This is a genomic window from Micromonospora sp. NPDC049801, from assembly GCF_040656575.1.
In the GTDB taxonomy this organism is placed as follows: Bacteria; Actinomycetota; Actinomycetes; order Mycobacteriales; family Micromonosporaceae; genus Micromonospora.
The window spans coordinates 297,150-310,752 of record NZ_JBFAMS010000006.1 but is presented as its reverse complement, the minus strand read 5'-3'; the positions used below and the strand labels follow the sequence as shown (position 1 = coordinate 310,752).

The following is a 13,603-nucleotide window of genomic DNA, read 5'->3' as shown; positions in this document are numbered from 1 at the left end:
TCAGGAGGAGGGTTGCAACGCGGACGTGGTGGGCAGCACGGCTCGGACCTGCGTCGAGTCGGCGACCCACCCGAAGATCCCGCCCTGGGCGGCGATCATGTCGAGCCCGACCCGGTGGAACTCGGGAAAGTAGGACCCGACGCAGTCGGCGAGTACGAGGCACTCGTACCCCCGGTCGTTGGCCTCCCGGACGCTGGTGTGCACGCACACCTCGGTGGTGACTCCGGCGACCAGGAGGCTGCGGATGCCCCGCTCGGCGAGCAGGACGTCCAGGTCGGTGGCGTGGAACGCGCCCTTGCCGGGCTTGTCGACGACCGGCTCGCCGGGCAGTGGCGCGAGTTCGTCGATGATGTCGTGGCCGTACTCGCCACGGACCAGGATCCGGCCGGTGGGCCCGGGATCGCCGATCCGCTTGCTCGGGGCGCCCCGGTTCAGCTTGGCCGGCGGGCAGTCGGACAGGTCGGGCAGGTGCCCCTCGCGGGTGTGCACGACGGCCAGGCCGACGGCGCGGGCGTCGGCCAGCAGGGCCGCGAGCGGCGCGATGGTACGGCGGAGCTGGCTCACGTCGTTGCCGAGGCTCTCACCGAATCCGCCGGGCTCCAGGAAGTCCCGCTGCATGTCGATGACGAGCAGCGCGGTGGTCGAGATGTCGAAGGAGTAGGGGCCGGGTCGCGCGGTGGCGATGGTCGGCATGGCTCACCTCACTTCGCCGTGGCGGCGATGACGTCGTCGGATGTGGCGACGCAGCCGAAGACGCCGCCCTGCATGGTGACCATGTGCAGGGCGGCCTCGTGGTTGGCCTTGTCGGTGGCGCCGGTGCAGTCGGACAGGATCAGGCACTCGTAACCCCGGTCGTTCGCCTCGCGCATCGTCGTGTGCACGCAGACGTCGGTGGTGATGCCGGTGAGGATCAGGTGGGTGATGCCCCGGGTCCGGAGCACGAGGTCGAGGTTGGTGGCGTAGAAGGCGCCCTTGCCGGGCTTGTCGATGATCACCTCGCCGGGCAGCGCGGCGACCTCGGGCACGATCTCCCACCCGGGCTCGCCCCGGACCAGGATCCGGCCGGCCGGACCGGCCCCGCCGATCTCGGCGCCGATGCGGGCCGAACGCCAGCGCTTGTTCGCCGGCAGGTCGGACAGGTCGGGGTCGTGCCCCTCGCGGGTGTGCACGATCAGCATCCCGAGCGACCGGGCGTGCTCCAGCAGCCGGGCGGTGGCCGGCAGGCCGGCCCGGGTGAGGCCGATGTCGTAGCCCATGGCGTCGACGTAACCGCCCGGCCCGCAGAAATCGGTCTGCCAGTCGATGCAGAGCAGCGCGGTCCGCGCGGTGTCGACCACACCGTCGTACGGCCACGGGTAGGGGTTGGCCGGTACCGGCCCGATGCTTCCCATCCTCTCGCCTCCTGTCGTGATCGCTGGTGCGGCCCGCTTCACCGCCGGGTGGCGGCGGAGCGGCGGTAGGCCCGCCACCCACCACTGGCGCTGATGTCCTCGGCCGGCGGGCTGGCGGCGTACGCCTCGCAGAGGAAGCCGAGCACGTCCCGCCCGTCGTGCAGCCGGATCCAACCGAGCGAGAGGGGCGCCGGCACGCCGGCCAGCAGCTCACCGAGGGCGGCGCTGGGCAGCCGCCACAGCTCGACCTCGATCGGGTGACCGGCCGAGGTGTCCGGCGCGACCCGGACCAGCCCCGGCAGCCCTTCGCCGTCGGCGGTGTCCATCCGGTAGAGCCGGTAGAGCGGCGCGGTACGGGCGGCGCCCGCGAAGGCCCCGCCGTAGCCGAGCAGCTCGCCGTTGCGGGACTCGCCCCTCAGGTGCCGGCCGACCACGGCGATCAGCACGTCCGTCGGCCGTGGAGCCGGCGGCGGAACGGGCTCGACGTCCGGGTTGGCCGCGCCGCCCGTGCTGAGGGTGGCGGCGAGCCGGGCCAGGGTGGTGTCGCTGAACGCCGGACCGAGCAGGGTGAGACTCGCCGGCCGGCCGGTGGCGGTGAAGCCGTTGGGCACGCTCACCGCGGCCAGGTCGAGCAGGTTCGCGAACTGGGTGTAGCGGCCCAGCATGGCGTTCCGCCCGATCGGGTCCTCGGCGATCTCGTCGAGCGTGAAGGTGGTGCCGACGGTGGGCACGACGAGCACGTCGACGTCCTGCCAGAGCGTGTCGACCTGGGCGCGCAGCTCACGCAGCCGGTGGTGCCCCCGGAAGGCGTCGACCGCGTCGTAGCGCCAGCCGGTCTCCAGCACGGCCCGGGTGACCGCCAACACCGACTCCGGGTTCGACCGCAGGAAGTCGCCCAGGCCGACGAGCCGCTCGGCCACCCAGGGACCCTGGTAGAGCAGGTCACCCGCCGCGAAGAAGGCGCCGAGCGGCACCGACCGCAGAGATCCGACGAGGGTACGCAGCAGTTGCACTCCGGCGGCGAAGCGGGCTTCCTGCCCGGTGTCACCGAAGAACTCGAGGTCTTCTGCCCAGGGCACCCCGAGGCGTAGCGTGCCCGGCATGCGGGCGACCACCCGCTCCGCCGGTAACGGACGGCCCCACGGGTCGGCCGTGGTGACACCACGGGCGGCGTGCAGCACGTCGACGGCGCCCGCCACGTCGGGCGTGAAGACCGACACGCAGTCGAGCGAGCGGCAGGCCGGCACCACGCCGGCAGTGCTGAGCAGGCCACGGGTGGGCTTGAGGCCGACGATCCCGTTGAGCGCCGCCGGCACCCGGCCGGAGCCCGCGGTGTCCGTACCGAGAGCGAAGCTGACCTGGCCGGCGGCCACCGCGACGGCGGATCCGGAGCTGGAGCCGCCGGAGATGAGGCCGCCGCCGAAGACGCTCTCGCAACTGCCGTACGGCGAGCGGGCGCCGGTCAGGCCGGTGGCGAACTGGTCCAGATTGGTCTTGCCGACGAGCAGCGCGCCGGCGTCGAGGAGCCGCCGCACGACCGGCGCGTCCTGCGCGGCCTCGTATCCGAAGTCGGGGCAGCCGGCCGTGGTGACCAGGCCGGCCACGTCGATGTTGTCCTTGACCGCGAACGGGATCCCGTACAGCGGGGAGGTGGGGTCACCGTGGCGGGTCAGCGACTCGGCACGGGCCCGTAGCTCGTCGGCCGGCACGGTGCTGATCCAGACCGGGCCCGCACCGCCTCCGGCCAGCCCGTCGAGGACGCGTTCGACCTGGTCCGCCGGCGTCAGACGACCGTCGCGGTACGCCGTCCGCAGGTCCGAGATGGATCCGACTGGCTCTGGCATACAGTCGATTGTCGACCGTTCTGTTACAGCGGGCGGCGCGTTCTGTAACGGGGACATGACGGCCGATTGGCCGCCGGCTGGGCCTGTTCCATGGGGCGGCCGAGCCGAGGCGAAGTCGGGGCGGCGATCCGGCAAGGCGCGACGGCGCGGCCAGGTGGCGCCCGTCCGGGCCGGACGGGCGCCGCGGGCGTTGATCAGCAGCGCGGGCAGGGAGATTCCTTGCGGACGCTCCAGGTGAAGGTGGTGCTGCCCAGGCTGCCGAATCCGTCGTCGGCGGTGACGGTGACGTTGTAGGAGCCGATCTGGGTGAGCGTGCCGCTGATCCGGCCGGTCCCGGGTTCGATGGTCAGCCCGGGCGGTAGGTTGACCGCCGTCCAGGTGTACGAGTAACTGCCGCCGGTGGCCTGCATCTGCAGCCCTCCGTTGTCCCCCTTGAGCGAGCTCTGGGTGCCTGGGTTAGTGACCGTCACCGTGCTGGGACTCGGGCCGGTGGGCGGAATTTCCGGAAACGAGCAGTTCAGCGATACCTGCTGCGACGCGATCGATCTGGTGATGTACTCCGGTTCGCCCGAGCGGTACTGGACGGTGGCGGTCGCTCGACCCGAGTAGAAGCCCGAGTCGCAGAGCGTGTTCGGGGTGGTGACGCCGAGTGCGACCACGGGGATCGAGGTGCCGTCGGTCCACAGCGTCGTCCGGCCGTTCACGGTCGTGCCGGCACCCCCGCTCGTCCCGTGGTACAGCAACTCCACCGCGAGGTCGACGCGCCGCACCGCGCCGTCGCACGTGACCGTCGCGGTGTAGTTGACGATGTTGTTGGCCGGCTTCCACGGCACCTTGTCCGGCAGGACGTACCAGCAGTAGTGGCCGTCGGGGGTCGCGGCGGCGGCCGGCGTGCTGAGGCCCAGGGACGCGATGGACATGGCCGCCGCGGCCACGGTCAGCAACAGGCGGGACCTGTTGCGACGCAAGAGATTTACCCTCATCGATGCATGTTCGCACGGGCGAGTCGGGGGCGGCAATGGCTCGTACAGCTAGTCCAGGTAGGAGCGCGCGCCGTGCCCGGACAGCACGGCGAGGACCTCCTCCGGGTCTCCCCCGGCGACCGCCTCGAACAACCGCCCGTGCCGGTGGACCCCGTCCAAGGGCTGCGCCACCTCCGCCTCACGCCGCAGGTTGATCGCCATGTAGAGCTGCAACTTCACCAGGATCGAGCCGTACACGGCGGACAGCTGGCGATTGCCGGCGAGCGCGACGAGCGCGACGTGGAACGCACGGTGCGACTCGGCGACCGCCATCCGGTCGCCGGCCCGGGTCGCCTCCCGCATCTCGTCGAGCGTCGCCCGCAACCCCGCCAGGTCGCTCTCGCGGCCGACCGGGATCCCCGCCCGCACCGCGAATCGTTCGAGGACGTCCCGCAGCTCGTACAGCTCCCGCACGTCACGATCGGAGAGGGTGGCCACCCGTACGCCGCGCCGGGGCACGTGCTCGACCAGCCCCTGCTGGGCCAGCAACCGCAGCGCCTCCCGCAGCGGCGCCCGGCTGATCCCGAGCCGACGGGTGAGCTGCTCCTCGACGAGGCGTTCCCCCGGATCGCTCCTGCCGCTGAGGATCTCCCGGGTCAACCGGGCGACGGCGAGGTCCACCAGACTGACGCTCTCCAGCTCACCGTCCATCGTCGGTGCGGCCATGTCGTTCACTCCGCCGAGTCTGCCACCTGTCGCCGTGGGAGCGGCGTCGGCGCGTCCCCACGGCCCGGCGACCCGTCCGGGCTGCCCACGACAGTGCCGCCCGCCGCGGATGTGCGGCGGGCGGCACGGTTGACGCGGGACGTCAGGAGATGACCACGTCACGGTAGTAGTGGCGCAGGATCGCCTGGTAGCTGCTGCCCGAGTTGGCGAGATCACGCGAGCCGTACTGGGACATCCAGTCGCCGTCCACCCAGCCACCGCACGCGGTGGTGGTCGCGCAGTAGTGCGCCCGCAGGATATTGCCGCTGCGGGTCAGCCGGTTCGACCAGGTCCGGTCCACCGCCGCCGACGTCGAGGTCTGCGCCGACGACGGCCGGTAGACCTGGTCGCCCGTGTCGTCCCGGACGTCATAGCACTGGCCGCCGGAGGTCTTCCGGGTCGAGTGCAGCGCCCAGTACCAGGCGTAGCTCTTCACGGCCATCGCACCGGCGTCCAGCGAGGCGGCCGGCCAGCTCGTCACCCACTCGTTCGGGAGGACGTTCTTGACGTACGTCTTGAAGTCGACCCGGTCGACGCGCCCGAGACTGACCCGGTAGACGAGGATGGTGCTCGGCAGCTTGCTGTTGGTGCCGTCGGTGCTGCAGCCCGTCGGCCCGCTCAGCAGTTCGTGCGAGGCGTTGTTGTTCTTCAACGTGGCGTTGAGGTTGCCCTTCGCCCCGGCCGCGAAGTCCTGCGTCGTACCGGCGAAGTTGCTGTTGAAGTAGACCCGCACGGTCTTGCCGGTCCGGTTCCACACCGACGCCGCGTTGTTCTTGACGCACAGGCCCTTGCCGGCGCCCGCGCCCTTGAAGTCGTAGCAGGTCGGCTGGGTCGTGCCGTAGTCGTCCAGCGAGTCGGTGAAGTCGGAAACCGAGCCGGCCTGGTTGCTGTTGTAGTAGTAGCAGAACTCGCCGCTGTCGCAGGTCCCGTCCCGTTCGGCCGCCGCTGCCGGCGAGGCGACGCTCAGGACGGAGGTGGACATGGCCAGGACGGCACCGACGATGGCGAGGCCCTTGCGGATTCTCATGACGTCCTACTTCTCGTTGTAGCCCTGGGAGTTCCAGAACGCGGTCGGGTCGGCGTTGTCCAGGGTGGGGTCGCCGACGCTGACGGCCGCGTGGGTCTGCCGACCGGCCCGGACCTCGACGTGGGTGTGCGCGCCCGAGCTGGAGGACACCCCGTGCCACGACTCGTCGGCGATGACCTGGCCCTTGCTGATGGCGTCACCCACGCTCACCCCGGACCTCGGCGCGGTGTGCAGGTAGATCACGGTCTTGTTGGACGAGGAGTTGTAGACCGAGATCGTGGACAGGCCACCGCTGCCGGTGCTGCCCTGCGCGACGTAGGTGACCGTTCCGGAGACCAGGGCGCGCACGTCCGAACCGACGCTGCGGGCGATGTCGATGCCCTCGTGCCGGCCGGGCGTGGTGGTGTAACCGTCGAAGCCGCACGTGACACTGCCGCCACTGGCCTGGTACAGGGCGTACGACAGGTTCGTGCGCGTCGACGGCGAGAACTGGTGCGAGGCGTTGTTGTTCTTCAGCGTGGCGTTGAGGTTGGTCTTCGCACCGGCCGCGAAGTCCTGGTAGGAACCGGCGTAGCCGCTGTTGTAGTAGACGCGGACCGTCTTGGTGCTGCGGTTCCAGACCGAGGCGGCCTCGTTCTTGATGCACAGGCCCTTGCCGGCGCCAGCGCCCTTGAAGTCGTAGCAGGAGGGCTGCTCGGTGCCGTAGTCGTCGAGCGATCCGGTGAAGTCAGAGATCGATCCCGCGTTGTCGCTGTTGTAGTAGTAGCAGAACTCGCCGCTGTCGCAGATCCCGTCCCGGGCCGCCGCCGAGGCGGGCGATGCGACGCTGAGGATCGAGGTGGTCGCGGCCAGCGCGACGCCGACGGCGGCCAGGCTCTTCCGGATGTTCATGGGTGTCCTTTCGAGGGTGGTGAGGGGGTGCGGGTCACTGCCCGCGCTGGTACTGCTCCCAGGTCTTGATCGGGATCTGGGGTCCGTCGTCCGGGCCCTGGTTGGCCAGACCGTTCATACCGAGGTAGTAGTCGCCGACCTGGTGCTGCGCCTGGCTGGACAGGTCCGTGTCGCTGATCGCCACGGCGTGGATGTGCCACGGCCAGTCGCCCTGGTTCGGGTTGCGGACCCAGGCGGCGAAGCCCACCTGGCGCAGGGCCCGGGCGACGGCGGTGCGCCGGGTCGCGGTCATGCCGGTGACCGCGATGTCGACCACACCCCCGCCGTCGTGCGTGCCGGCCGAGGTCGGGTCACCCCCGGGGTTGTATGAGCCCTGTTCGAGCACCAGGGTCTGGCCCAGCAGACGCTGCGCCTCGGCCAGCATCGCCTGGGTCCGGGCGTTGACGACGTACCCGTCGCGCGGGACCTTCGCGCCCGGACCGATCGTGTTGGCGACCGTGTAGCGGTCCAGCCCGAGCTTCGTCAGCGACGTCGTGCCGGGCAGGCCGTTCGCGGCGAGCCCGGTGTAGCCGAGCGAGCGTTGGTACGCCGCGTACGCCGAGACGGTGACCGTGCCGAAGTAGCCGTCGACCCACTGCGCGTTCAGCAGGCCCCGCGCCTGCAACGCCTGCTCCACGGCGAGCACCGAGCTCTTCGCACCGGGGGTCAGTGTGTTGTCCGCCCGACGGGGGTCGATCTGGGCGGCCAGGACGGTGGCCTCCATGTCCACGATCGGCCGCGCGGCCGCGGTGGCGGTCCGCTGCGGTGTGGCGCCGGATGCCGCCGCGTGGGCCGGGACGCCGACGGCCACGCAGAGCGCGGCGAGTCCGACGGTCAACCAGGGACGTCGCAAGATGGGTCCTCCTCGTAGCCGGTGAGTCGTTCTCGGTTCGACATCACCCTGCGAGAAGCGCCCTGCTGTTCGGTACCCCCGGCGGCCTGTCAGATCCGTCAGACCGTCACCGACCTCGATGAATGCGGTGTTGTCAGCTTGGCTTGGAGCCCGTGCCTGACATCGCGGCCGGACCTCAGGCGGTCACGGTGACCATGAAGTACACCGGCCGCCGGGTCGGGAAGTACTCCCGGCCGGCCTCGTCGACCATCTTCCAACTGACCCAGCACCTGCCCGGGCGGCTCGGCGCGGTGACCCGAACACGGATCATCACCTGTTCGCCGGGCGGCGTGTCGCCGATCGGCACCCGATCCGGTGTCCGGCAGCCGGCACCGTCTGCGGCGGGGTCCATCCGCGCCAGGTACCGGTTGTGCCAGTCGACCTTTCCCACGTTCGCGAGAGACCACACCTTGTCGAACTGGGCGTTCACCTTCACCTGGGTGCCGTCGGGGATGGTGACGTCGGCGACGAACCTGCTCGAGTCTCCGGGGATCAGGGAGTCCGAGAACGCCGTCGCGTTCGGTGACGCGGACGGTGACGGTGACGCCGTCGGTGCGCTGGAGCCGTCGGCGCCCGACCGGCCACGAACGGTCGCGCCCAGGACACCGGCCACCGCCACCACCAGCACCACCGCCGCGATGTTCAGCCACGGCAGACGGCGTCGCCGCGTCGTCACGACGCGATCCTCGGCCCCCGGATGCTCCACGACCTGCACCACGCCCTGTTCCGCCGGCGCGGACGCGGCGACGACCGGCGCGGGGTCACCGTCCCCGCTGGACCGGGCGGCCGTCACCGGGCGCTGCGCCTCCTCCCATCGACGCCGCCACAGGGCCTCGTCCGCCTCGCAGGCTCGGACGAACTCCCGCGTGGTCTCCCACGAGGGAAACCGGGTGCCGGCGGCGGCCTCGTGCAGGGTCGTGTGCGAGATCCGTCCTGATCGCCCCGCCATCTTGCGGAACGAGGGGTCTCCCGCGGCGCCGCGCAGCGCCCGTAACTGCTCGGCGAACCTCTGGGCGGGCCGTCCGTCCTGACCAGACTCCCCGGCACGCTGGTCCTTCATCAGTCCCCCATGTCAGACGACTTTGTCAGACGTTGTCAGAGCGTGTCAGAGGCTACCGAACGACCGACGGGGAGGGTTCAGGTGTGCGGGGTGGGTCGGTAGACGAGTTCCTGAGTCCGGCCGTCGAGCGTGCGACCCTCGACCAGCTCCAGGTCGAAGTCGGCCGCACCGTGGAAGATCGGCTCGGTCCCGGTCTGACCGGTGACCACCGGGAAGAGCGTCACCTGGATGAAGTCGACCAGGCCGGCGGCCAGCAGTGCCCGGTTCATCGAGAGGCTGCCGTGCGACCGCAGCGGCACCTCGGACTCCTCCTTGAGCCGGGCGACGACGTCGACGGCGTCACCGCGTACCAGGGTGGCGTCCGGCCAGTCGAGCGGTTCCTCGATGGTGTTCGACACGACGATGGCCGGAAGGCTGATCATGCGGGTGACCCAGGCGTCGCGGACGCCGGACTCCTCGACGCTGTCGGCCAGCATCTGTCGGAACAGCGCGAACGTGCGGGCGCCGAAGACCATGCGGTGGTCATCCGTGTACGTGGCAAGGCGACGTTCCAGCAGCTCGGGACCCTGCTTGCCCCAGTAGCCTCCCCAGTTGCCGGTGGTGCTTCCGAAGCCGTCGAGGCTGGTGAAGACGTCGAAGGTGTAGGTGGCGCTCACGCCGGTCTCCTCCTGTGGGTGAGTTCGCTACGCCGCGCCTTCAGGAAGGCGCGCTCAGTATCGTTGCCGGTCAGCGCGATGGCCTCGTCGTAGGCGGCGCGGGCCTGCGTGTCGCGTCCGAGCCGAGCCAGCAGCTCGGCCCGGGTGGCGGGCAGCCGGTGGTACCCGGGAAGCTCGACCGTCTCCAGCGCGGCGAGAGCCGCGTCGGGACCGTGCGCCTCGGCCACCGCGACCGCCCTGTTGAGGGCCACGACGGGGTTCGGCGTGAGTACGAGAAGCTGGTCGTACAGCGCCAGGACCTGCCGCCAGTCGGTGGCCACGCCGTCGGTGTGCACCGCGTTGATCGCGGCCTGGATCTGGTACGGGCCGGGCCGGTTGCGTCGCAGACACCGCCGGACCAGGTCATGCCCCTCGGCGATCAACGTGTCGTTCCACAGTGACCGGTCCTGCTCGCCCAAAAGAACCAGCTCACCGTTCGGGCCGAGCCGGGCCGGGCGACGTGCCTCGATCAGCAGCAGCAGGGCGAGCAGGCCGAGCACCTCGGGCTCGTCGGGCATCAGCGCGGCCAGCTCGCGGGCGAGCCGGATCGCCTCGGCGCACAGGTCGGTCCTGATCAACGGTCCGGCGGTGGACGTGTAGCCCTCGTTGAACATCAGGTAGAGCACGGTGAGCACGGGCGGCAGCCGGTCCGGCAGCTCGTGGTCGGCGGGTACCCGGTAGGGAATGGCGGCTTCCCGGATCTTCTTCTTCGCGCGCACGATCCGCTGGGCGATGGTCGTCTCCCGGACCAGGTAGGCCCGGGCGATCTCGGGGACCTCGAGGCCACCGAGCAGGCGCAGCGTGAGGGCTGTGCGCGCCTGGAGGGCGAGCGCCGGGTGGCAGCAGGTGAAGATGAGTCGTAACTGGTCGTCCCGCACGGGTCCCACCTCCTGGGGCGCGTCCTGGTGCTGGAGCAGCAGGGCCTGGGCGTGCCGGGCCTCGCGGGTCGACTCGCGGCGGAGCCGGTCGATCGCCCGGTTGCGGGCGGTCGTCACGATCCAGCCACCCGGGTTGGGTGGCGGCGTCCGCCACTTCTCGAGCGCCGTGGCGAAGGCGTCCTGGACCGCCTCCTCGGCGAGGTTGATGTCGCCAAGGAGACGGGCCAGGGTGGCGACGCAGCGGCCGTACTCCGCGCGGTAGATGCTCGCCAGATCCATGTCGGCCGGCCGGCTCCGGGTCAGGCCTGGGACAGGTCGTCGAAGGGGCGTACCTCGATCGGTCCGCAGGCCGCCGCGCACTTCTCGGCCCAGGCGAGCGCCTGGTCCAGGTCGGCGCACTTGAGGACCCAGAAGCCGACGAGGTGCTCCTTCGTTTCGGCGAAGGGTCCGTCGCTCATGGTGCTGGACCCGTTCTCGATCCGCACGACGGTGGCACTCTCCGGAGACACGAGCCCGCCGCCGAAGACCCAGACGCCCGCCGCCCGCATCTCGTCGTTGATGCGGCCGGTCTCGGCGAACACGACCTCGGTCTCCTCGTCGGACATGGCGGGCGCGCCCTCGACGGCGTGCACGGACAGCAGATACTGCTTCATGACGATCCTTCCGGTAGCTCGACAGCGGGATGGGGTGGTGACGGCTCAGGCGGCCAGGCGGCGCGCGACGACGGGGATCACGATCGCGGCAGCGACCAGGTGGGTGAGCATCAGCAGCGCCTTGGTGGTCGTGTCGGCGTCGGCGATCACGTCCGGCACCAGGGACAGGACCGTCAGCGCCACCGTCGTACGGACGAACACGTGCCGCGGGCGTCGCGCGAACCGGGACAGCAGCACGGCCAGGACCACGCCGACCAGGGAGAAGACGGCCGTCAGCATCCCGAACCCGGCGACCGGGATCGGAGCGCCGCTCACGTCGAGGCTGACTCCCGCCGCGCGGCCGGCGGCGGCGACGACCATGGTGGCCGCGCTCGCGGCGACCGTGGCGACGGCACCGGCCCAGATCAGCGCGCCGCGCGTCGACGTGGCGGCGCGGGTGGTGTTCGCGGTGGTGGTCATCATGCCCTCCAGCGGGTGGGTGCCCGTCTCGATGCCGGGCTCTCACCATGGCTACGAACAGAGCCGGTCCCGATCGACAGCCCCACCCACGATATTTTGGCGGCCTCGCCGCCGGTGTGCGCCGAGCCGTTCTCCGGGCCGTCGGGTCGGGTTCAGTCGGGACGGTGCGCGGCCCCGGCTGACGCGCGAGCCGGAGAAGCCGGTCCGGGAAGACATGCCATCAGGATTAATAGAAACTTAAGGGTACGAGGGCAAAAAATTGTTATCCGGAGCCGGCTCGACGGCCACCAGGACAGTTGTCCACGGCCCTCCTTAATTCTTTTTCCGCAGATTGCCGCGCGCCTCCGACGTGCACATACTTCATCCGACAGAGCGTTATCGTCGACTCGAAGGAAATCACTGGTAATGCGGACTCCTCCCCCCGCGCACGTCGCACCGCCGGATCGGGCGCGCAAGCGCCGCCGCATCGCTCGCATCACGCTCGCCTCGGGGGTCGCCGCCGCCCTGGTGGGCAGTGGCATCTACATCGCCGGCGCCCAGGCCGAAGAGGTCGCCGTGTCGGGCCGGATCCAGGCGGAGGCCTTCGCGGCCCAGTCCGGCGCGCAGACCGAGAGCACCGGCGACGCCGACGGCGGCCGGAACGTCGGCTGGCTCGGCAACGGAGACTGGCTGCGGTACGACGGCGTCTCGATCACCGGCGCCGAGCTGAAGGCCCGGGTGGCGGCGAACAACACCGACGGCGGCGCCGTCGAGCTGCGCCTCGGTACGCAGACCGGCGCCCTGCTGGCCAGCTTCCCGATCGCCCACACCGGCGGCTGGCAGAAGTGGACGACGGTGACCGCCACGGCGGCCAGCGTGCCGTCCGGCCCGCAGACCGTCTTCGCCGTCATGAAAAGCAGCTCCCGGTCGGACTTCGTGAACCTGAACTGGTTCACGTTCGGCTCCGCGACGGGTACGACGCCGAGCGCGTCGACCACGCCGAGCGCCAGCCCGGCGACGCCGACCACCCCGGGCACCACCCCGACCACCCCGGGCGCCACGCCCACCACGCCGGGCACCGCGCCCGCGGCTGGCTGGGTACCGGTCGACCAGGCCAGGTGGGACCGGGAACTGGCCGCCTTCAACGCGATCACGCCGAGGCCGGTGACGCCGGGAACGACCCGCGTTCCCGAGTTCCACACGGACTGCGAGCTGGCCAACTCGGCGCCGGATGACCCGATCGTCGTCCCCGGCCTGCCGGGCGCGTCGCACATGCACACCTTCTTCGGCCCGAAGATCGACGCGTTCACCACGACCGACAAGCTGCTCTCCTCGACGACCACCTGCAACGCCCCCGGTGACCTGAGCGCCTACTGGACCCCGGAGCTGCGCAAGGACGGCAAGCCCGTACCGATGAAGAGTTTCCGGGTCTACTACGGCTCACGGGTGAAGGACCCGTCGACCGTCAAGCCCTTCCCGCCGGGCCTGCGGATGGTCGAGGGCGACGCCAAGAAGCAGGTCGACACGCCGAAGAACGCCGGTAGCAACCAGTTCTGGTGCGCCGGCAGCGCCGAGACCGGCCGCAGCGCCGACGGCAACTGGCCGGTCTGCGCCTCCGGCGGCAACCTCATCTTCCAGCTCGTCTTCAAGGACTGCTGGGACGGCAAGAACATCGACTCACCCGACCACAAGTCGCACATGGGCGACCCGGTCAACGGCGTCTGCACCGGCAAGTACCCGGTGGCGGTGCCGAACCTGTCCTTCATGGTCAACTACCAGTCGCTGGGTGGCAACGGCCTGAGCCTCTCCTCCGGCAAGCCGTCCTCCATGCACGGCGACTTCATGAACGCCTGGGACCCGGCCCACATCGGACCCCTGGTGAAGTCCTGCCTGAACCAGAAGGCCAAGTGCGGCACCGAGGTGACCTTCGCCGGCGGCTGACCCCACACGCAACCCGAGAGGCGGGGGGGGGGGGGGGGCGGGGGGGGGGGGGCGGGGGGGGGGGGCCCCGCCCCCCCCCCCGCCCCCGGGGGCCGCGGTGCGGGAGCACGCGCAAAAAACGAACCAC

Annotated in this window: 14 protein-coding genes; 1 reads left to right on the top strand and 13 read right to left on the bottom strand. The window is 70.9% G+C overall.

What is annotated here, in order from left to right:
* The 13 genes from AB0I89_RS14125 to AB0I89_RS14065 all read right to left on the bottom strand — a co-directional run bounded on the left by AB0I89_RS14125 (window position 1) and on the right by AB0I89_RS14065 (window position 11,556).
* Window positions 1–693 carry an isochorismatase family cysteine hydrolase gene (locus AB0I89_RS14125; RefSeq protein ID WP_357125469.1) on the bottom strand — a complete coding sequence of 231 codons (693 nt, stop codon included), beginning with the start codon at window positions 691–693 and terminating at the stop codon, window positions 1–3.
* Window positions 694–701: 8 nt separating this feature from the next.
* Window positions 702–1,391, bottom strand: coding sequence for an isochorismatase family cysteine hydrolase (locus AB0I89_RS14120; protein WP_357125466.1), 690 nt, complete (start codon window positions 1,389–1,391; stop codon window positions 702–704).
* A gap of 38 nt (window positions 1,392–1,429) precedes the next feature.
* Window positions 1,430–3,235, bottom strand: a complete 1,806-nt coding sequence (atzF, locus tag AB0I89_RS14115; RefSeq protein WP_357125463.1) for an allophanate hydrolase — start codon at window positions 3,233–3,235, stop codon at window positions 1,430–1,432.
* Window positions 3,236–3,429: 194 nt separating this feature from the next.
* Window positions 3,430–4,218, bottom strand: coding sequence for an Ig domain-containing protein (locus tag AB0I89_RS14110; RefSeq protein ID WP_357125460.1), 789 nt, complete (start codon window positions 4,216–4,218; stop codon window positions 3,430–3,432).
* Between the two features lie 48 nt (window positions 4,219–4,266).
* Window positions 4,267–4,923: a GntR family transcriptional regulator gene (locus tag AB0I89_RS14105; protein WP_357125714.1), complete on the bottom strand. Its 657-nt coding sequence runs from the start codon at window positions 4,921–4,923 to the stop codon at window positions 4,267–4,269.
* A 142-nt stretch (window positions 4,924–5,065) separates the two neighbouring features.
* Entirely contained in the window at window positions 5,066–5,989 is a 924-nt protein-coding gene (locus AB0I89_RS14100) for a SpoIID/LytB domain-containing protein (protein ID WP_357125457.1), read from the bottom strand.
* Between the two features lie 6 nt (window positions 5,990–5,995).
* Complete coding sequence (locus tag AB0I89_RS14095; RefSeq protein ID WP_355048036.1) at window positions 5,996–6,880, bottom strand: peptidase inhibitor family I36 protein; 885 nt, start codon at window positions 6,878–6,880, stop codon at window positions 5,996–5,998.
* A gap of 34 nt (window positions 6,881–6,914) precedes the next feature.
* On the bottom strand, window positions 6,915–7,772 hold the full coding sequence (locus AB0I89_RS14090) for a peptidoglycan-binding domain-containing protein (RefSeq protein ID WP_357125452.1): 858 nt from the start codon (window positions 7,770–7,772) through the stop codon (window positions 6,915–6,917).
* Between the two features lie 175 nt (window positions 7,773–7,947).
* Window positions 7,948–8,871, bottom strand: a complete 924-nt coding sequence (locus AB0I89_RS14085; RefSeq protein ID WP_357125449.1) for an NBR1-Ig-like domain-containing protein — start codon at window positions 8,869–8,871, stop codon at window positions 7,948–7,950.
* Between the two features lie 77 nt (window positions 8,872–8,948).
* Window positions 8,949–9,527 (bottom strand): dihydrofolate reductase family protein, encoded by a 579-nt coding sequence (locus AB0I89_RS14080; protein WP_357125447.1) that lies wholly within the window; start codon window positions 9,525–9,527, stop codon window positions 8,949–8,951.
* A complete protein-coding gene (locus tag AB0I89_RS14075) occupies window positions 9,524–10,723 on the bottom strand; it encodes an RNA polymerase sigma factor (RefSeq protein WP_357125444.1) in 1,200 nt (399 codons plus the stop codon). Before AB0I89_RS14075 ends, AB0I89_RS14080 begins: the two co-directional genes overlap by 4 nt.
* A gap of 20 nt (window positions 10,724–10,743) precedes the next feature.
* A complete protein-coding gene (locus AB0I89_RS14070) occupies window positions 10,744–11,097 on the bottom strand; it encodes a YciI family protein (RefSeq protein WP_357125441.1) in 354 nt (117 codons plus the stop codon).
* Between the two features lie 45 nt (window positions 11,098–11,142).
* Complete coding sequence (locus AB0I89_RS14065) at window positions 11,143–11,556, bottom strand: DUF6069 family protein (RefSeq protein WP_357125437.1); 414 nt, start codon at window positions 11,554–11,556, stop codon at window positions 11,143–11,145.
* 405 nt (window positions 11,557–11,961) lie between these two features.
* Between AB0I89_RS14065 and AB0I89_RS14060 the strand changes: the two genes are divergently transcribed.
* Window positions 11,962–13,476, top strand: a complete 1,515-nt coding sequence (locus AB0I89_RS14060) for a DUF1996 domain-containing protein (RefSeq protein ID WP_357125434.1) — start codon at window positions 11,962–11,964, stop codon at window positions 13,474–13,476.
* Window positions 13,477–13,603 lie beyond the last annotated feature (127 nt).

Coding starts and splice junctions, on each gene's coding strand:
- AB0I89_RS14110 (WP_357125460.1), bottom strand. CDS start 4,218: ATGAGGGTAAATCTCTTGCGTCGCAACAGGTCCCGCCTGTTGCTGACC.
- AB0I89_RS14120 (WP_357125466.1), bottom strand. CDS start 1,391: ATGGGAAGCATCGGGCCGGTACCGGCCAACCCCTACCCGTGGCCGTAC.
- AB0I89_RS14075 (WP_357125444.1), bottom strand. CDS start 10,723: ATGGATCTGGCGAGCATCTACCGCGCGGAGTACGGCCGCTGCGTCGCC.
- AB0I89_RS14060 (WP_357125434.1), top strand. CDS start 11,962: ATGCGGACTCCTCCCCCCGCGCACGTCGCACCGCCGGATCGGGCGCGC.
- AB0I89_RS14085 (WP_357125449.1), bottom strand. CDS start 8,871: ATGAAGGACCAGCGTGCCGGGGAGTCTGGTCAGGACGGACGGCCCGCC.
- AB0I89_RS14065 (WP_357125437.1), bottom strand. CDS start 11,556: ATGACCACCACCGCGAACACCACCCGCGCCGCCACGTCGACGCGCGGC.
- AB0I89_RS14125 (WP_357125469.1), bottom strand. CDS start 693: ATGCCGACCATCGCCACCGCGCGACCCGGCCCCTACTCCTTCGACATC.
- AB0I89_RS14105 (WP_357125714.1), bottom strand. CDS start 4,923: ATGGCCGCACCGACGATGGACGGTGAGCTGGAGAGCGTCAGTCTGGTG.
- AB0I89_RS14095 (WP_355048036.1), bottom strand. CDS start 6,880: ATGAACATCCGGAAGAGCCTGGCCGCCGTCGGCGTCGCGCTGGCCGCG.
- AB0I89_RS14100 (WP_357125457.1), bottom strand. CDS start 5,989: ATGAGAATCCGCAAGGGCCTCGCCATCGTCGGTGCCGTCCTGGCCATG.
- AB0I89_RS14070 (WP_357125441.1), bottom strand. CDS start 11,097: ATGAAGCAGTATCTGCTGTCCGTGCACGCCGTCGAGGGCGCGCCCGCC.
- atzF (WP_357125463.1), bottom strand. CDS start 3,235: ATGCCAGAGCCAGTCGGATCCATCTCGGACCTGCGGACGGCGTACCGC.